At 45.6% G+C, this 18,263-nt stretch carries 20 protein-coding genes; 10 read left to right on the forward strand and 10 right to left on the reverse strand.

Annotated features, from left to right (window positions below):
* Positions 1 to 41: 41 nt before the first annotated feature.
* Entirely contained in the window at positions 42 to 392 is a 351-nt protein-coding gene (locus B6A14_RS00005) for a hypothetical protein (RefSeq protein ID WP_087908446.1), read from the reverse strand.
* Positions 393 to 519: 127 nt separating this feature from the next.
* Between B6A14_RS00005 and B6A14_RS00010 the strand changes: the two genes are divergently transcribed.
* Positions 520 to 1,089 (forward strand): hypothetical protein, encoded by a 570-nt coding sequence (locus B6A14_RS00010; RefSeq protein WP_087908873.1) that lies wholly within the window; start codon positions 520 to 522, stop codon positions 1,087 to 1,089.
* On the opposite strand, the gene trpC is transcribed toward B6A14_RS00010, so the two are convergent.
* Genes trpC through rpe form a run of 5 tightly spaced genes read right to left on the reverse strand, consistent with a single transcriptional unit; the run spans position 1,070 to position 5,708 of the window.
* Entirely contained in the window at positions 1,070 to 1,873 is an 804-nt protein-coding gene (gene trpC / locus B6A14_RS00015; RefSeq protein ID WP_087908447.1) for an indole-3-glycerol phosphate synthase TrpC, read from the reverse strand. The two genes, B6A14_RS00010 and trpC, sit on opposite strands and share 20 nt — an antisense overlap.
* Positions 1,874 to 1,878: 5 nt before the next feature.
* Complete coding sequence (gene trpD, locus B6A14_RS00020) at positions 1,879 to 2,913, reverse strand: anthranilate phosphoribosyltransferase (RefSeq protein ID WP_087908448.1); 1,035 nt, start codon at positions 2,911 to 2,913, stop codon at positions 1,879 to 1,881.
* Between the two features lie 14 nt (positions 2,914 to 2,927).
* On the reverse strand, positions 2,928 to 3,494 hold the full coding sequence (locus tag B6A14_RS00025) for an anthranilate synthase component II (RefSeq protein ID WP_087908449.1): 567 nt from the start codon (positions 3,492 to 3,494) through the stop codon (positions 2,928 to 2,930).
* Positions 3,478 to 4,983, reverse strand: coding sequence for an anthranilate synthase component I (trpE, locus tag B6A14_RS00030; protein WP_087908450.1), 1,506 nt, complete (start codon positions 4,981 to 4,983; stop codon positions 3,478 to 3,480). The genes B6A14_RS00025 and trpE overlap by 17 nt, the downstream gene beginning before the upstream one ends.
* On the reverse strand, positions 4,983 to 5,708 hold the full coding sequence (gene rpe, locus B6A14_RS00035; RefSeq protein ID WP_087908451.1) for a ribulose-phosphate 3-epimerase: 726 nt from the start codon (positions 5,706 to 5,708) through the stop codon (positions 4,983 to 4,985). The genes trpE and rpe overlap by 1 nt, the downstream gene beginning before the upstream one ends.
* Positions 5,709 to 5,757: 49 nt before the next feature.
* Between rpe and apaG the strand changes: the two genes are divergently transcribed.
* The 3 genes from apaG to B6A14_RS00050 all read left to right on the forward strand — a co-directional run bounded on the left by apaG (position 5,758) and on the right by B6A14_RS00050 (position 8,199).
* Entirely contained in the window at positions 5,758 to 6,132 is a 375-nt protein-coding gene (gene apaG, locus B6A14_RS00040) for a Co2+/Mg2+ efflux protein ApaG (protein WP_087908452.1), read from the forward strand.
* Between the two features lie 131 nt (positions 6,133 to 6,263).
* Positions 6,264 to 7,394 carry a murein transglycosylase A gene (gene mltA, locus B6A14_RS00045; protein ID WP_087908453.1) on the forward strand — a complete coding sequence of 377 codons (1,131 nt, stop codon included), beginning with the start codon at positions 6,264 to 6,266 and terminating at the stop codon, positions 7,392 to 7,394.
* 28 nt (positions 7,395 to 7,422) lie between these two features.
* Entirely contained in the window at positions 7,423 to 8,199 is a 777-nt protein-coding gene (locus tag B6A14_RS00050; protein ID WP_087908454.1) for an enoyl-CoA hydratase, read from the forward strand.
* Between the two features lie 10 nt (positions 8,200 to 8,209).
* Here B6A14_RS00050 and B6A14_RS00055 read toward each other — a convergent pair whose 3' ends face one another.
* From B6A14_RS00055 to bioA, 4 genes are read right to left on the reverse strand one after another with little or no spacing between them, the layout of a single operon-like run.
* Positions 8,210 to 9,406: a M20 aminoacylase family protein gene (locus B6A14_RS00055; RefSeq protein ID WP_087908455.1), complete on the reverse strand. Its 1,197-nt coding sequence runs from the start codon at positions 9,404 to 9,406 to the stop codon at positions 8,210 to 8,212.
* 55 nt (positions 9,407 to 9,461) lie between these two features.
* A complete protein-coding gene (gene bioD / locus B6A14_RS00060) occupies positions 9,462 to 10,181 on the reverse strand; it encodes a dethiobiotin synthase (protein ID WP_087908456.1) in 720 nt (239 codons plus the stop codon).
* A complete protein-coding gene (locus tag B6A14_RS00065) occupies positions 10,174 to 11,412 on the reverse strand; it encodes an aminotransferase class I/II-fold pyridoxal phosphate-dependent enzyme (RefSeq protein WP_087908457.1) in 1,239 nt (412 codons plus the stop codon). The genes bioD and B6A14_RS00065 overlap by 8 nt, the downstream gene beginning before the upstream one ends.
* Positions 11,409 to 12,755, reverse strand: coding sequence for an adenosylmethionine--8-amino-7-oxononanoate transaminase (gene bioA / locus B6A14_RS00070; RefSeq protein ID WP_087908458.1), 1,347 nt, complete (start codon positions 12,753 to 12,755; stop codon positions 11,409 to 11,411). Before bioA ends, B6A14_RS00065 begins: the two co-directional genes overlap by 4 nt.
* A gap of 89 nt (positions 12,756 to 12,844) precedes the next feature.
* Between bioA and bioB the strand changes: the two genes are divergently transcribed.
* The 6 genes from bioB (at position 12,845) to B6A14_RS00100 (ending at position 18,261) form a co-directional block, all read left to right on the forward strand.
* Positions 12,845 to 13,882 (forward strand): biotin synthase BioB, encoded by a 1,038-nt coding sequence (gene bioB / locus B6A14_RS00075; RefSeq protein ID WP_087908459.1) that lies wholly within the window; start codon positions 12,845 to 12,847, stop codon positions 13,880 to 13,882.
* 10 nt (positions 13,883 to 13,892) lie between these two features.
* Positions 13,893 to 14,522, forward strand: coding sequence for a 2-polyprenyl-3-methyl-6-methoxy-1,4-benzoquinone monooxygenase (gene coq7, locus B6A14_RS00080; RefSeq protein ID WP_087908460.1), 630 nt, complete (start codon positions 13,893 to 13,895; stop codon positions 14,520 to 14,522).
* A 315-nt stretch (positions 14,523 to 14,837) separates the two neighbouring features.
* Entirely contained in the window at positions 14,838 to 15,266 is a 429-nt protein-coding gene (gene mraZ, locus B6A14_RS00085; RefSeq protein WP_087908461.1) for a division/cell wall cluster transcriptional repressor MraZ, read from the forward strand.
* A gap of 12 nt (positions 15,267 to 15,278) precedes the next feature.
* Complete coding sequence (gene rsmH / locus B6A14_RS00090) at positions 15,279 to 16,229, forward strand: 16S rRNA (cytosine(1402)-N(4))-methyltransferase RsmH (RefSeq protein WP_087908462.1); 951 nt, start codon at positions 15,279 to 15,281, stop codon at positions 16,227 to 16,229.
* The gene (ftsL, locus tag B6A14_RS00095; RefSeq protein ID WP_087908463.1) at positions 16,226 to 16,492 is read left to right on the forward strand and encodes a cell division protein FtsL; all 267 of its coding nucleotides are present in this window, start codon (positions 16,226 to 16,228) and stop codon (positions 16,490 to 16,492) included. Before rsmH ends, ftsL begins: the two co-directional genes overlap by 4 nt.
* A complete protein-coding gene (locus B6A14_RS00100; RefSeq protein WP_087908464.1) occupies positions 16,489 to 18,261 on the forward strand; it encodes a peptidoglycan D,D-transpeptidase FtsI family protein in 1,773 nt (590 codons plus the stop codon). The genes ftsL and B6A14_RS00100 overlap by 4 nt, the downstream gene beginning before the upstream one ends.
* The last annotated feature ends 2 nt before the right edge of the window (positions 18,262 to 18,263 follow it).

Consider the following 18,263-nt stretch of genomic DNA (forward strand, 5'->3'; position numbering starts at 1 on the left):
AGCCCTTTTAAAAAGGGCTTTTTTATTGGGGTGATAAGAACTTAAGCAGACTTGACTGCTTTCTCGAGGCACTTGGAGATTTCTTCGTAGCGCTTGAGCGCCAGCTTTGTGGGCAATACTTCTTTCTTGCGTCCATCAACATTTGAAATCATTTTGATGTAACCCATCGCGCTGAGGTTCTTCAAGCGACCATGTAAGGTTGCTTGTGAACCCAGCTCTGAAAGTGCAATTAAATCACCCACCAAGATAGATTTTTTGGAATAAGCACAGTTAATGATTTTATCCAGCAAGTTTTCTTCAACATAGTCTAGTTTCTTGCCAGGATTCATCCGATCTAGAGCATCGATCAAATTGAGAAAGCGAAGATAAGACGGAGACTTGGTTATTGCCATAATGTATTGATATTTGATCCGGTTGACAGTTTTGATGGTTGCTAGCCCTAGAGCTAATCTTAGTGTAATCCCTAGTGAATCTTTTCACAAATGAAATTCGCTATGACAAACATTCATAATGAATGCAATGACTAAAATTTTAGGAACTCTCCCCGAAGCGTTTTTTGCTCTTCTTATTAGTGCATTTGCATATGCATCCCTTTTTTATGTCAATCACTGGTTAACCAGTGAGTTTATTTTTAGTCTAGGCGTTAATTGGATTTATTTGCCGGCAGGTCTGCGTTTATTTCTGACTCTGATTTTTGGACTTCCAGGAGCCATAGGCATTGCCTTGGCATCATTTTTGATTAGCTACCACGGTGACTTTCCCCACGACTTAATGCTTTGTATTGGTATCGGTTTGGTCTCTGGTTTTGCCCCTTACCTTGCAAGATTTTTCGTTCTTAGTAACGTTCGACTGGCGCCCGATTTGAGTGACCTCAATTTACAGAAATTAATTATTTGTATTCTGGTGTATTCATTTCTGAGCGCTGGCTTACATCAGTGGTGGTTTTCTACTATGGCATTAGATAATGCGGGCGGAGTAAATCATGTCTCTGTCATGTTTATTGGCGACATACTCGGTTCCCTGCTATTGATCTCTTTTGTCAAATACAGCCTAGACGTTTTGAATAAAGTTAGGAGAACAGCTCGCTAAGGGCGACTCCAGGATCGGCTGCACGCATGAATGCTTCGCCCACTAGGAATGCATTGATTTGATTGTCGCGCATCAATTGCACATCACCCCGACCTAATATCCCTGACTCGGTAACTAAAGTTTTATCCTGTGGAACCATAGAGAGAAGTGACAGCGTAGTTTGTAGTGTCACTTCAAATGTCTTGAGATTGCGGTTATTGATCCCAAGCAAGGGTGTTTTTAGCTCTAATGCTTGCTCGAGCTCGGGAGCATTGTGAACCTCAACCAAAACGTCTAAGCCTAGCTCATGGGCGCAGGCCTCAAGCTCTTTCATTTGATTGAGTTCTAAGCAGGCCACAATTAAGAGAATGGCATCCGCACCAATCGCACGAGCTTCGTAAACTTGATAGGGGTCGATGGTGAAATCTTTGCGTAGAGCTGGAATGTTGCAAGCTGATCGAGCCTCTTGTAGAAAGGCATTACAGCCTTGGAAATAGTTCACATCAGTGAGCACTGATAGGCAAGCTGCCCCATGCTTTTCATAAGATTGGGCAATTTGTGCGGGGTTAAAGTTGTCCCGCAGAATTCCTTTGCTGGGGCTTGCTTTTTTAACCTCAGTAATTACACCTGGCTTACCGGCAGCAATTTTATTTTCAATTGCGCTAATGAAACCACGCGGCTTTAGTAAAGCGTCTTTATTGTTTGATTCTGCAATATCGCGTTGATTGCCAAGAGAGATTTTCTGAAGGCCATGGGCAATCTCAATCTTCTTGGTCGCAACAATTTTGTCGAGGATATCGCTCATAGGTTTTATTTGGATTGGGTTGCGGCGACAAATGCGTCTAACTTCTGACGTGCAGCCCCAGATGTAATCGCTGCTTTGGCCATTTCTACGCCAGAGGCGATATCTTTGGCTACACCAGCAACATACAGGGTTGCCCCTGCATTTAGACACACAATATCACTCGCTGCACCTGGCTTGTTATCAATGACATCTAATACGATTTTTTTTGATTCTTCTGCATTGGCTACTTTGAAGCTATTAGTGAGGGCGGTCTTCAATTTAAAGTCTTTTGGATGAATTTCATATTCACGCACAATGCCGTCCTTGAGTTCGCCAACTAGAGTTGGACCCTCTAAGGAGATCTCGTCTAGACCATCGCGACCATAAACCACCAGAGCATGTTCCATGCCTAAAGCTTGCAGCACCCGAGCCTGAATGCCCACAAGATCAGGATGAAATACTCCCATCAAGATGCGCTTGGCATCGGCGGGATTGGTCAGCGGCCCTAAGATATTGAAAATAGTCCGTACACCCAGTTGTTTGCGAATGGGCACAACGTTCTTCATGGCAGGGTGGTGATTAGGGGCAAACATAAAGCCAGCCCCTACAGTGGAGATACATTGAGCAACCTGCTCTGCAGAAAGTCCTAGATTTACGCCTAATGCTTCGAGCACATCGGCACTGCCAGACTTGCTACTTACACTCCGATTGCCGTGCTTAGCAATTTTTGCTCCAGCTGCAGCAGCAACAAACATCGCTGCAGTAGAGATGTTAAAAGTATGTGCTCCATCGCCACCTGTACCTACAACATCCACTAGATGTGCGCGGTCATCCACATGAACAGTAGTTGCAAATTCACGCATGACTTGTGCTGCCGCGGCGATTTCTCCGACAGTCTCTTTTTTAGTGCGCAGAGCTACCAATAACCCAGCCACAAGCTCTGGCGACATTTCCCCGCTCATGATGAGCCGCATCATCGCAGTCATTTCATCATGAAAGAGTTCGCGATGTTCAATGCAACGTTGCAGTGCTTCTTGAGGAGTAATTGGCGTAGCGCTCATATCGATTTACTGAGTTACTGATTAAGTAAGAAATTTTTGAGCAGGGCATGGCCGTGCTCAGAGAGAATGGACTCGGGATGAAATTGCACGCCTTCAACTGAGAGTTTGCGATGGCGTACACCCATGATCTCTCCATCGGAGGAGGTAGCTGTTACTTCCAGCGCTGCAGGTAAGGAGCTTTTCTCAATGGCGAGTGAGTGGTAACGCGTGACTTTAAACGGGTCTGGCAGGTTTTTGAAAACGCCTACACCTGTGTGGTGAATCAAGTCAGTCTTACCGTGCATGACTTTCTGGGCGCGAATCACCTTGCCACCAAATGCTTCGCCAATAGCTTGATGGCCAAGACATACACCTAGGATCGGAATCTGTCCTGCATAGCGTTTGATGGTCTCCACTGAGATGCCGGCTTCTGCAGGGCTGCAGGGTCCAGGGGAAATGCAAATGCGTGCGGGCTTGAATTTCGCAATATCTTCCACAGTGATTTCGTCATTTCGAAACACTTTTACTTCTTCACCTAGCTCAGCAAAATACTGAACAAGGTTGTAGGTAAACGAATCGTAGTTATCAATCATTAGGAGCATCGAGTCCTCCTTGTACTAATTCAGCGGCTGTTAAAACTGCACGCGCTTTGGCTTCGGTTTCTTTCCATTCGGCGGTAGGATCAGAGTCAGCTACGACACCTGCGCCCGCTTGGGAGTGCAGCATGCCATCACGAATGACTCCGGTACGAATTGCAATTGCAACATCCATATCGCCTGAGAAAGAGAGATATCCGACTGCGCCACCATAAACTGCGCGCTTCACAATTTCCATTTCGTCAATAATTTCCATCGCACGAATTTTGGGTGCGCCAGAGAGTGTGCCCGCAGGGAAGGTTGCTCGTAAGACATCCATATTGCTCATATTATCTAAAAGATCGCCTTCAACTGAGCTCACAATGTGTTGCACGTGAGAGTATTTTTCGATCGACATGGAGTCTGTAACTTTTACTGATCCTGTCTTGGCGATTCTGCCAACATCATTTCGAGCAAGATCAATCAACATGACATGCTCAGCAATTTCCTTAGGGTCTGCTAGTAACTCTTTAGCCAGACGCTCATCTTCCGCAGGGTTAGCGCCACGTGGACGGGTACCGGCCAGAGGGCGAATCGTCACAATTTTCTCTGCAGCACGTTTTTCTTGGCGAACGAGGATTTCTGGGGAGGAGCCCACAATTTGCATATCGCCAAAGTCATAGAAGTACATATAAGGCGATGGGTTTAAGGAACGTAGTGCTCTGTATAGCGCCAATGGTGAGTCGGTAAATGGTTTGCTAATGCGCTGACCAATCACAACCTGCATACAATCACCAGCCAAAATATATTCTTTGGTTTTGCGTACTGCCTCTTCAAAATCTGCAGATTTAAATTTACGAATCAGATCTGTTTTTGTGCTGGGTAGTGATGCAGGCATATTCGCCGGCTTACCAAGGCAAGTAAGTAATTCTTTTAAGCGGTCTTGTGCCTTTTCAAAGCCATCAGCATTACCCGGATCTGCATAGACAATGAAATAAATCTTTCCAGCGACGTTATCAATGACCGCCAACTCTTCAGTCAGCATGAGTTGAATATCGGGCACACCAAGTTCGTCTGGTAAATCATGTTTGGCTAAGCGTGATTCGATATATCGAACGGTATCATAACCAAAGTAGCCAGCAAGACCGCCGCAAAAACGCGGTAGACCAGCCTCTACTGAGACCTTAAAGCGTTTGAAATAAGCATCTATAAAATCGAGTGGATTATCAGTATTGGTCTCGACCACCTTGCCATCAGTAATGACTTCATTCACGGGTTTTGATGGGGTACCCACAGTGCGAATGAGCGTCTTGGCAGGCAGGCCAATAAAGGAGAAGCGACCAAAGCGCTCGCCACCTACAACAGATTCCAAGAGATAGGTATTTTTTTTACCAAATGTTTGGCTGAGTTTGACGTAAAGCGATAGCGGCGTTTCCAGATCTGCAAGTACCTCTTTAACCAGAGGAATGCGATTGAAACCCTGTTTTGCTAGGGCATTAAATTCTTCGCGCTGCATTAGGATTTTCCAGTCTTTCCTAATTCAGTACGCATGGTCTCAATCACTTGTGTGTAGTTGTCTTTTCCAAAAATGGCTGACCCAGCAACAAAGGTGTCAGCTCCTGCTTGAGCCACTTGTGCGATGTTGTCTACTTTGATTCCGCCATCAACTTCAAGACGAATGTGGCGACCAGTCTCAGCTTCGTAACGATCTAAGCGCGCGCGCACTTGTTCAATTTTATTCAGAGTGCTTGGAATAAAGGATTGGCCGCCAAATCCTGGATTCACTGACATGAGTAAAACTAAGTCGAGCAATTCCAAAGTGTGATCTAAATGATCGAGTGGTGTTGCGGGATTAAACACAAGACCTGCTTGACAGCCTTGATCACGAATTAAATTCAGAGTGCGATTGACGTGCGGACTCGCTTCAGGATGAAAGCTGATGAGATTGGCGCCAGCTTTTGCAAAATCAGGCACGATACGATCTACGGGCTCAACCATGAGGTGAACATCGATCACTGCAGGTTTGCCATTTTTCAGGGCATGCGGACGAATAGCCTCACAAACTAGGGGGCCAATTGTGAGGTTGGGTACGTAGTGGTTATCCATCACATCAAAGTGAATCCAATCGGCACCAGCTGTCAGAACGTCTTGAACTTCCTTGCCCAGGCAGGCAAAGTCAGCCGACAAAATGGAGGGGGCGATGACAAATTGACTGCTTGAGGGTAATTTTTGGCTTTCCATCCCTAGATTCTAGCTTGCAGTTGGCCTTAGGATGGAGCAGAATTCGAGCATGAATCCCCATGAAATCAGCATTTCGGTCAAAGCCCAGTTCCTTCCGGAGCAATCTGACCCCGATAATCGCCAATTTGCCTTTGCCTACACGGTCACCATTCGCAATACGGGTACCGCTAGCATCCAGCTTATTGCCCGCCATTGGTTCATTACCGATGGGGATAATGACGTTCAAGAGGTGCGTGGCTTAGGGGTAGTTGGGCAACAGCCTTTGTTACGCGCTGGTGAGCAATTTGAATACACCAGCTGGGCTACTTTGCCTACCCCAGCAGGAACGATGCGGGGCGAGTACTTTTGCGTTACCGAGGAAGCCCAGTTTTTCCAGGCGCTCATTCCTGAATTTGCATTAGTGATGCCGCGGACCCTGCATTAGGGCCACGCGCTTAAAAAAGCTATTTTTTCCCTTTGCCCGTCCATAGGACAATAAACAGCAAGAGCCCCAAGGCAATAGCACCTTCAATGACAAAGAGCAGCATTGGGTATTGATCAAGTAAATTGGCAATCATGATTTCTAAATTTAAATTAGTTCAGTTAAGTGTATTCGCTATTCTGATTGCGAGCCTAGTGGTGGGATGCTCTACTCCACCTACTAGAGGCACTGGCTATCGAGCTAGCAGTTCTGGTGCGCCCCCTTCATCTTATAACTCCTCAATTGCGAGTTTCAATGCGGTTTCGTGGCAAGCCTTACCAGGTTGGCAGGATGATGATGTATCTCAAGCTTGGCCTGCATGGCTCAAGAGTTGTGAGGTATTGCGTAAACGTAGTGGCGAAATGAATTGGCGCCAAGTGTGTGTGCAAGCTGCAAGCGTATCTGCTCGCGATACACAATCTATTCGTCGATACTTTGAGAGTAACTTTCAAGCCTACGAAATTCGTAATAGCGCTGGTAGCGACACAGGTTTAATTACCGGCTACTACGAGCCTGTAATGAATGGCTCGCAAACTCGCACCAGTACTTATAACGTGCCACTTTATTCTTACCCAAATGCTTGGAAAAAATCGCGACCTAATCCTGGACCAACTCGCGCTGAACTCATGAGCTCCGGGATGCTGCAAGGATCTGAAATTGCTTGGGTACAAGATCCTGTTGCTGCTGCATCTATGCAAATTCAGGGCTCAGGAAAAATTCGTCTGCAGGATGGTCGCATTCTCCGTCTCGGTTTTGCGGGTACCAATGAGCAGCCCTTTAAATCATCTGCACAATGGTTGATAGATCGCAAAGAGATGACACGTGGTGAGGCAAGCATGCAGGGAATTTCACAATGGGCAAAACGGAACCCTGATCGTGTTAATGAAATGCTCAATGCAAACCCACGCTTTGTATTTTTCAAAGAGTTGCCCAGCAATGTGGACGCAGATCTTGGTCCAACAGGAGCGCTTGGCGTTCCCTTAACTGCAGAGCGCAGTATTGCAGTTGATTTACAGGCTATGCCATTAGGTGCACCTGTATTCTTGGCTACAACTAAGCCTTTAAGTAATCAATCCTTGCAAAAGCTCGTGATGGCTCAAGACACAGGAAAAGCCATCGTAGGTGGCGTTAGGGCTGATTTTTATTGGGGTTCTGGTGATGCTGCTGGAGAAATCGCAGGGCGCATGAAACAAAATGGCAAGATGTGGTTATTGTTACCACGATAATTGATGGATCTTGGATAGAAGGAAATTGATGAGCTACAAAACAATTTTGACCGAAGTTGATGGCAAGGTTGCCACTATTACCTTAAATCGGCCTGAGGTTCTTAATGCCTTAAATGATCAATTAATGGACGAGCTTGGTGCTGCGTTGCTTGGTTTTGATGCTGATGACAATATTGGTTGCATCATCCTCACTGGTAGTGAGAAGGCTTTTGCTGCTGGTGCTGATATCGCCTCAATGGCCAAGTATGGTTTAAAAGATGTTTATCGGGATGATTTCATTACCCGCAATTGGGAAGAAATTAGAAAAGTTCGTAAGCCAGTAATTGCGGCCGTATCTGGCTATGCTCTAGGTGGCGGTTGCGAGTTAGCCATGATGTGCGACACCATCATGGCTGCAGATAGCGCCAAGTTTGCTCAACCAGAGGTGAAGCTGGGAATCATCCCAGGTGCTGGCGGTACGCAACGTTTGCCACGAGCCGTATCGAAAGCGAAGGCCATGGATTTAGCTTTGACTGGTCGCATGATGGATGCGGCAGAGGCTGAACGTTCTGGTTTGGTATCACGCGTCTTTCCCAAAGCAGATCTATTGAAAGAGGTTAAAACCATTGCTAAAGAGATTGCCGATATGCCGTTGCTGACGGCGATGATGGTAAAAGAGGCTGTAAATGCGGCTTATGAGACTACGTTATCAGAAGGTATTCATTTTGAACGTCGCTTATTCCATACCTGCTTTGGAACCAATGATCAAAAAGAAGGTATGGCTGCGTTTATGGAAAAACGCCCAGCGAAATTCACCAACTCTTAAGTAAGCAGTCTTAGTTCTTTTCTAGATAGCGTTGCGCTAGCTTCACCCAGTAGCTCACGCCCACCGGAATTAACGCGTCATTAAAGTCGTAAGAGGGGTTGTGCAGGTGGCATGGACCCATGCCATGACCTACCGCACGGTGATCGCCATCACCATTACCTAAAAATACATAACACCCCGGCTTCTCGAGCAACATGAAGGCGAAATCTTCTGCACCCATTGTGGGATCAATATTGGTATTAACCTTTTGCTTACCCACTAGCTCACTCATCACTACACTTGCAAACTCAACTTCAGCATCGTGATTAATGAGTGGGGGGTAGTTTCTGGAAAATACAATTTCTGCATGGCAATCAAATGCCCCCGCAACACTGTGTGCAATTTCACGCAGCCGTTGCTCTAGGAGATCCAACACTTCTAACGTGAATGTTCTGACGGTGCCGCCGATGAAAGCGCTATCAGGAATGACGTTGCTTGTTTCGCCTGCATGAAACTGTGTAACAGATAGAACGGCCGCATCAACAGGGCGTTTATTGCGAGTAATAATGCTTTGTAGCGCTAAAACTACCTGCGCCCCAGTAAGAACAGGGTCAGCACTATTGTGAGGGAGGGCGGCGTGACCGCCTTTGCCAGTGATGGTAATTTCAAAAGTATTGCTTGAGGCCATCATAGGGCCTGATGTAACACCAAAGTGACCTTCGGCTAATCCGGGCCAATTGTGTAACCCAAAAACAGCATCGCAAGGAAATTGTTGAAAGAGCCCATCTTTAATCATTTCATTCGCACCAGCACCACCCTCTTCGGCAGGCTGGAATATAAAAATGACGCTACCTTTGAAATCGCGGTGATTCGCTAGATATTGAGCGGCACCTAACAGCATTGCAGTGTGACCATCATGACCACAGGCATGCATCTTTCCAGCATTACGTGAGGTGTGCTCAAAATTATTATGTTCTTGCAGCGGAAGTGCATCCATGTCAGCCCGAAGGCCAATCATTCTTCCAGGACCTAAATCGCCATCGAGACGGCCGACTACGCCCGTTTTACCCATACCGCGATAAACGGCGATGCCCCAGCTTGAAAGCGCTTCTGCAACTAAATCAGAAGTGCGATTTTCTTCGAAGCGCAATTCAGGGTGAGCATGAATATTGCGACGAATGTCTCGAATAGCTTCTGCAGAATCAAGGATTTCAGGAAGTAAATGCATCCCTTCATCTTATCTGAAAGTCCCGCCAGTTGCACTTTAGGGCTTGCTCTAGGGGTTAATGATTCCTGATTTGGATGTGCTCTGCAGCAAAACGAAGTGCCTCAATTGAATAGGGACTGTTATCTGCTTTTTGGAGTGCCTTTGGTAGCGTCGGAATATGTCCTAAAAAAGGCGCATCTATTCTTGCTTGCAAAGTAGCAATATTTTCTTTGAGTAAGAGCATTTCAGTTGCTAGAGAGTTAGCAATCCACCCGGCAATTTTCAAACCACGTGCTTTGATCGCTTCCTGGGTGAGTAGAGCGTGATTAATGCAACCTAATTTCATACCGACTACCAAAATGATGGGTAAATTGATTTGCTGTGCAAAATCCCCGAGATCTTCATCATTATTTAAGGGAATCAAAAATCCACCGGCCCCTTCAACAATAAGGTAGTCACTCTGTTTTTGAATCTGACTAAGCGCTTGCATGATGGTATTAAGCTCAATAGTAATACCCTGATTTGCGGCGATCAGATGGGGCGCTGCGGGCAAGTCTAAAACATAAGGGCACAACTCTAATTGACCTTCTGCAAGTTGAGAAGCAATGCGCAAAGTTTCAAGATCTTCATTGAGCACATCACCATTAGCACTTCGGTATGTTCCAGCAACGACTGGTTTAAAGCCCAATACTTTCTTGCCTTGTTCACGGAGTTTTAGTATTAATGCACCACTCACTAAGGTTTTGCCAACCTCGGTATCGGTGCCAGTCACAAAGAAGCCAGAGAGCTTAGTCATGATTTGCCTTGTGGTTGATTTCTTGCTCGATCTTTTTCAGGGTTGTAATGAGTTTGCGTAAATCATCAACACTGTGATTTGCTGAAAAGGTTATACGCAAACGTGCGCTACCAAGAGGAACCGTAGGTGGACGAATTGCTGGAATCCAATAGCCTGCTTCGTCTAATAGCTTTGCTGCCAGAAGTGCATTGGCATTGCTGCCTAAAATAATTGGCTGAATTGGTGTGCAAGATGACACTTTTTCCCAATTGATAAAGGTCATTTCATCTTGCCAAATTTGAATCAGCTGATTGAGATGTGATCGACGCTTAACACCTTCATCACTTTCAATAATCTCAAGACTTTTGAGTAAGGTATGTGCAATGGCTGGCGGGGTCGCAGTGCTATAAATATAAGGGCGCCCTTTTTGAATCAGCCATTCAATAAAGGAGTCTTGTGCACAAATAAAAGCACCGCTGACACCAGCAGATTTTCCTAAGGTGCCAATATAAATAATGCGGTTAGATTGAATACCCTCTTGCTCTAGGATGCCGTGCCCTTTTTCCCCTAGCACTCCAAAGCCATGTGCATCATCAACTAACAGTAGGGCATCGTATTGCTGCGCTATTTGAAGTAATTCCTGAACGGGAGTTACATCGCCATCCATACTAAAGACGCCATCAGTCACGATGAGCTTAAGAGATTTTGTATCTTTTTTGAGGGTCTCAGTTAATGAGGTCAGTTGTGTATGGTCGAATAAGTTAACCGTAGCATTCATTTGTGTAGCAGCTAAGCGAACGCCATCAATTAGGGAGGCATGATTAAGTTTGGCTGAGTAAATACTTAAATCACCGCGCTCGGTAAGCCTGGCTAAGCCTGTGATGGCGGCTAGATTGGTAAGGTAGCCAGTACTAAAAAATAGGGTGCGAGCATTTGGAATATGCTTCTCTTGAAAAGACGCCAATTTTTTTTCAAGCAACTCATGTGCAGCGCTGTGACCACTAATTAAATGGGATGCGCCACTACCAACCCCATATTTTTTAGCTCCCTCTGCTAAAGCATTTACTAAGTCTGGGTGATTAGCAAGACCAAGGTAATCATTGCTACAAAAGGCCTTGAGTTGCCTATTCTCGACAGTTGCATTGGTATCGCAAGGAGACTGGGTAACGCGTAATTTTCTCCTGAGTAGTTGCAAATCTAAATCTGCAATAGCCCCTTGCGCAAGTTCTAGGGCCCTAAATGAATTACTCATCCTAAAGCCTTCGCAAGAGCGCGTTCAATAGCTTGGCCCATCTGCATGGTTTCTTCAGTCGACAAAATATAAGGGGGCATGACGTATATCGTATTGCCAATTGGTCTAATGAGAACGCCATCCTCAAGCCCTTTGGCAAATAGTTCACGAGGAAAGGTGCTTGCATTTTTGAGGTATTCATTCTTAACATCAAATGCCAGAATCATTCCTTGTTGACGCCAGTGCTCGATTCGAGAATCTGCTTCTGCCCAGGCAAATGCATTTGCTAAATCTTGTGAGCGGGCTTTATTCTTTTCTAAAACTTGTTCTGTTTCAAAAATATTTAAGCAAGCTAGTGCTGCTGCACACGCTAACGGATTTCCAGTATACGAATGAGAATGCAGGAAGCCTTGTTGTGTTTTATCGCCATAAAAAGCACGATAAATGGTATCGGTGGTCATGCAAAGCGATAGAGGGAGATAGCCACCGCTAATACCTTTGGATAGAGTCAGAAAATCAGGCCAAATCTCGGCGTGCTCACAGGCAAAGAACTTACCACTACGGCCACAGCCTACGGCGATTTCATCGGCTATCAGGTGTATTTCATAACGATTGCATAAGTCCCTTACTAAGCGAAGGTATTCCGGTGAATGCATCGCCATTTGCCCGGCGCATTGCACTAGCGGTTCGATGATAATCGCGGCAATGTATTGATGTTCTGCTTTGAATAAAATTTCGAGTTCGCTTGCTGCATGCCTTGCAACATCTTCCGCACTCTCACCATTTTTTGCTTTGCGTGTATCAGGTGATGTGACTGTGTACACGTCTTGCAATAGTGCACCATATGCTTCACGAAAAATAGCAACATCAGTTACCGCTAATGCGCCGAGTGTTTCTCCGTGATATCCATTCTCTAGGCAAACAAATTTTTTCTTTTTTGGTTTGTCATTAAGTTGCCAAAAATGGTGACTCATTTTTAAGGCAATTTCTACCGCAGATGCCCCGTCTGAGGCATAAAAAACATGACCTAATTTACCGTTTGTTAGTGCAGAAAGTTTTTCAGATAACTCAACCACTGGCGGATGAGTAAATCCTGCGAGCATCACATGCTCAATTTTTTCCAATTGATTAGTAATGGCTTGGTTGATCTGCGGATTGGAATGGCCAAATAAATTGGTCCACCAAGAACTAATGCAATCGAGTAGAGCGTTTCCCTTTTCATCGTAGAGCCAGGGACCCTTTCCTTTGGTAATAGCAATGAGGGGAAATGACTCATGATGTTTCATCTGAGTGCAGGGGTGCCAAACGGCAGCCAAGCTGCGATCAACGAGGGTGGCTTGATTTAAATCAGAAATAACCTTCATGTTTGATATTTGACCACTAGTTTTTCCAATTTCAGGCTTGTATCTGTTATGTTTATGGCTTGAATTGATCTATTTTCTGGAATTTGCCCATGTTGGACGCCCAAACTGCTGAAAAACCGCTGACCTTAGTCAAATCTAAGGCTAATTTACGTAAAGAGGTTGATGCCTCTGGGCAGTGGACTGTGGCCCAAATTGAGGCACTTTTTGCCTTGCCTTTAAATGAATTGATGCTCAAGGCCCAGGAGACACACAAAACCTACTTTCCCGAGGGTGATGTAGAACTCGCTACTTTGTTGTCCATCAAGACCGGTGGCTGTCCTGAGGATTGCGGTTATTGCCCTCAAGCCGCACGCTATGACACGGATGTGAAGGCTGAGAAGCTAATGGGCTTAGAGGAGGTTTTAGAGGCCGCTAAAGCCGCTAAGGCGGCAGGCTCAAACCGTTTCTGTATGGGCGCTGCCTGGCGTGAGCCTAAGGATCGCGATATTGAAAAAGTAACCGCCATGATCAAGGGTGTAAAAGCTTTAGGCCTTGAGACCTGCGCCACCTTAGGGATGCTAGAGGCTAACCAGGCCCAAGCACTTCAAGAGGCTGGGCTAGATTTTTATAACCATAACCTTGATACCAGCGAAGATTTTTACCGCTCAGTGATTTCTACACGTGGTTATCAAGATCGTCTAGACACTATCTCCAATGTCCGAGCGGCCGGCATGTCTGTGTGCTGTGGCGGCATTGTTGGAATGGGTGAGTCCCGTGAGCAGCGAGCTGCTTTCTTGGCACGCTTAGCCAATTTGAACCCTTACCCTGAGTCCGTGCCGATTAATCACCTGGTGCCCGTTGCTGGTACTCCCCTGGCCGATCAAAAGCCTTTGGACCCGCTTGAGTTTGTGCGCACCATTGCAGTAGCGCGCATCACGATGCCTAAGGCACGTGTACGTTTGTCTGCAGGGCGCCAAGAGCTGGGTAGGGCCGTTCAGGCCATGTGCTTTATGGCTGGAGCTAATTCGATTTTCTATGGTGAGCAACTACTCACTACCGGCAATCCAGAGGCCGAACAGGACCGTGAGCTACTCGCAGAACTAGGATTAAAGACCAAGCAGAGCTATAAAGCCGAGGTTTTGGTCTAATTTTCAGCCGATGACTCCAGTCGACCGTTTCATTCTTGAATTTGATACCGCGCTTCGTTCAGTCGTAGGCGGGGCAAATGCTCAAAGACCTACCCCAGGTTCTGAGACTGGTGCCAATCTAGCATTAGATGCTGAGCAGCGAAAGCATGCGGCAGGTTTAATGCGCATCAATCATGTTGGCGAAGTTTGTGCGCAAGCTTTATATCAATCGCAAAAATTAGTCGCCAGAAATTCAGAAATAAAAGAGATGCTAGATCATTCTGCACAAGAAGAGTTAGATCACTTGGCATGGTGTGAAACTCGGCTAAAAGAACTTGGTTCCCACACGAGTTATCTCAACCCATTTTGGTATGCAGGGTCCTTTGCAATCGGCTTGGCAGCTGGCTTAGCAGGTGATAAGTGGAGTTTAGGTTTTGTTGTTGAAACTGAAAAACAAGTGGAAAACCACCTTGAGAGTCATCTCAAAAAATTGCCGGAAGAAGATCATCGTTCACGTGCAATTGTTGATCAAATGCGCATTGATGAAATTGAACATGGGCAAGCAGCTTTAAATGCAGGAGGAGTTACTTTGCCTGAGCCAATCCAAAAAATAATGCAAGCAATGTCTAAGGTAATGACAAGCGCTGCTTACAAAATTTAAAATGGATATTGAGGATTTAGTTTGAATAAATCCAGAAAATCAATTTCACATTAATTTTTGATATATTTTTTAATAAATACTGTTTTTAATTACAGTGTATTTAGGTATTATCTATCTCCATAGCTAAGACCTATTCTTAAGTATATTTTCCAAGCCATTGTTTCAAGTAGCTATTTTATTATCACCAACTTCTGAACACATTACGCTAAGTGTTTGTAAACATTAGAGAATTTCCCAAAAAAATCCCCAAAAACACTTGACCCTCCTATTGCGATCCTCTAAAGTGGGAGGAAGTGTGAAAAAGTGGGGTAAATAGTGTTTCAAGGTGCGTCAGCTCTCAATTTAGATGCAAAAGGCCGAATGTCAGTTCCGGCAAAGCATCGTGACGCCTTGTTGGTTCAAGGTGATGGCCGCCTCACGCTCACAAAGCATCCAGATGGCTGTCTTTTGCTTTTCCCAAGACCAGAATGGGAAAGTTTTAGAGCGCGGGTTGCTCAGCTTCCAATGGACGCACATTGGTGGCGCAGAATTTTTCTGGGTAATGCTGCAGAAATTGATTTGGATAATGCCGGACGAATTTTGGTTAGCCCGGAATTGCGTGCAGCAGCTGGAATTGAAAAAGAAGTGATCTTGCTTGGTATGGGCAGTCACTTGGAATTGTGGGACGCAGCTACATACGCTGCAAAAGAGCAGGCTGCAATTGCACTAGGCATGCCTGAAGCACTCAAGCAATTTAATTTTTGATGACAGGGTGCCATGAACATAAATCATCGCCCAGTGTTACTGGCCGAGGCGGTGACGGCGCTAATCAGTGGTCCGCTCATTCAAAAACAAAACGCAGCAAACAATATTTTGGTAATCGATGGAACATTTGGACGCGGTGGTCACACACAGGCTTTGCTCCAACAGCTTCCTCAGTCTGCGCGCATGATTTCCTTCGACAAGGATTTGGATGCAATCGCAGTGGCACAGACAATCAACGATCCACGTTTAACCATCGTGCACGACAGCTTTGCAAATATGGATCAGTATGCGCAAGCAGAATCAGCCGATGGAATTTTGTTGGACTTGGGAATCAGTTCGCCACAAGTGGACGAAGCGCATCGAGGCTTCTCCTTTCGTCGCGAAGGTCCGCTGGATATGCGGATGAATACAGATCAAGGAATGACAGCTGCAGAGTGGTTAGAGCAGGCGCCGCAGGAGGAAATCACACACGTGATTAAGACTTACGGAGAAGAGCGTTTTGCATTTCAGATTGCTAAAGCCATTGTGGCAAAGCGAGAAGAAGGCTTGTCTCCAAAAACGACGACTCAACTAGCAAGTTTGGTTGCTAGCGTGGTACGAACACGTGAAGCTGGTCAAGATCCTGCTACTAGAACATTTCAGGCATTGCGTATTTTTATCAACCGCGAATTAGAAGATTTAGAGCTAGGGTTAAAAGCTGCCATCAATTTATTGAAGCCAGGTGCACGACTTGCAGTGATTAGCTTTCATTCATTAGAAGATCGCATCGTGAAGCAGTTTCTCCAGGCGCACGCAAAAGTGGAAGTCCCTCGTGGCCTACCGGTTCGTGAAAAAGACTTACCTCAAAGCACTTTAGAAATCATTAGCCGCGTTAAACCAAGTGAAGCAGAAGTCTTAGAAAATCCAAGGGCTCGTTCAGCCATCATGCGGGTCGCAGAGAAGCGGATGGTGGTATCCGCATGAATCGCGCTACCTTGACCTTGCTTACTTTGTTATTAATTTGCGCTTTATCGCTAGTGGCAGCTCAACAACGTGCGCGTAAATTATTTATTGCCCAAGAGCGTGCTCAGATTGAAGAGCGTAAATTAAATCAAGAATGGTTACGTCTGGAGTATGAGCAACGTAATCTTTCAAAGTCAGCACGTATTCGTGATGTTGCCCGCAATCAATTACGGATGTCCCCAATTTCTCCTGAACGTACCTTGTACTTAAGGGAGGCTAAATGAGGCCGGTTGGTTTTTCTACTACGCCAAATTTAGTATTGCGTTTGCCAATGTGGCGTTCGCGCTTAATGCTATTCCTCTTGTTCTTTGTTTTTATGATGCTTTTGTTGCGCGCATTTTGGATTCAAGGTCCTGGAAATGCATTCTATGAAGCTAAAGGCGTGCGCGGTACTCAGCGTGAGCTGGAGTTACCAGCAAGTCGTGGAAAAATTTTGGATCGTAATGGCCAAGTCATTGCTACTAGCCTAGAAGCGAAGTCTGTGATCGCCTATAACGACACTGTTCCAGATGATTTGTCTGCAGACAAGGTTAAAAAGCTCGCTAGTCTTTTGCAAATTAGCGAGCCTGAACTCAGAAAAAAACTTAAGGAAGATCGTAAGCAGATTTTCTTAAAGCGTCAGGTTGAGCCGGCAATTGCACAGCAAATTAAGCAATTAGAAATTCCAGGCATTGGTTTGAATAACGAATATCGCCGCTTCTATCCAGAAGGTGAAGCGATGGCACACGTGGTTGGCTTTACAAATGTGGAAGATCGTGGTCAAGAGGGCATGGAGCTCTCGAGACAGAAAGAGCTTGCGGGTCATCCTGGTCAAAGGCGTGTCGTGGTTGATCGCCTGGGTCGTGTAGTTGAAGAGATGGCAATCTTGCAGTTACCACAAAACGGTAAAGATTTAAATCTTTCGATTGATAGCAAGATTCAGTTCTTAGCGTATAACGCCGTCAAAGATGCAGTTGAGAAACATCGCGCAAAAGCTGGTGGCGCAGTAGTTTTAGATACTCAAACTGGTGAAATTTTAGCCTTGGCAAATTATCCAAGCTACAACCCCAATGATCGTAAATTTCTCACGGGCGAACAGTTACGTAATCGCGTGTTGACGGATACCTTTGAGCCTGGCTCAACAATGAAGCCATTGACAGTTGCTATTGCTTTAGAAAAGGGCGTAATTCAGCCAGATACCAATATGGTGATTGGTGCCAAATATTTAGTTGGACCCAAACCTATTACCGATACTCACGCATATAGCAATTTAACTGTTGCACAGATTATTCAGAAATCTAGCAATATTGGTACTGCAAAGATTGCATTAAATAGCCTCTCTGCAGAAGAGATGTGGGATTTTTATACTGCGGTTGGTTTTGGGCAGTCACCAAAAATTGGTTTCCCTGGTGCTGTAGCTGGGACAGTACATCCATTTAAAAAGTGGATGCCAACCGATCAAGCTCGAATTGCATTTGGTTACGGTATTTCTGCATCACTCTTTCAGGTGGCACAGGCCTACACAGTATTTGCACGTGATGGTGAGTTAGTGCCACTCACGATTGAGCGTAGTCCAAATTTCAAACCAGGCAGCAGAGTGCTCTCTGCAAAGACTGCGATTGAAATGCGTTCCATGCTTGAGACCGTGACCGAGCCTGGTGGTACTGCTATCAAGGCACAGGCCGAAGGTTTTAGGGTTGGCGGTAAGACAGGAACAGCACATAAATTAGTTGGCAAAGGGTATGGCAATAAGTATCGCGCTTACTTTGCTGGTTTAGCGCCAATCAGCGCCCCGAGAATTGTGGTTGCAGTCATGATTGATGAGCCAACCGTTGGCGGTCACTATGGCGGTGAGGTTGCAGCACCAGTGTTCTCAACCATTGTGAGTGAAACGCTCAATACTCTCAATGTGCTTCCTGATAACAAAGTGAAGCAAATGGTTTTGCAAGATAAGAGTCCTGATGAGATTCGAACTGCAAATGTACAAACCCAGCATGTGGTTTTAAAACGATGAGG

The organism is Polynucleobacter hirudinilacicola (assembly GCF_002192535.1).
Taxonomy (GTDB): domain Bacteria; phylum Pseudomonadota; class Gammaproteobacteria; order Burkholderiales; family Burkholderiaceae; genus Polynucleobacter; species Polynucleobacter hirudinilacicola.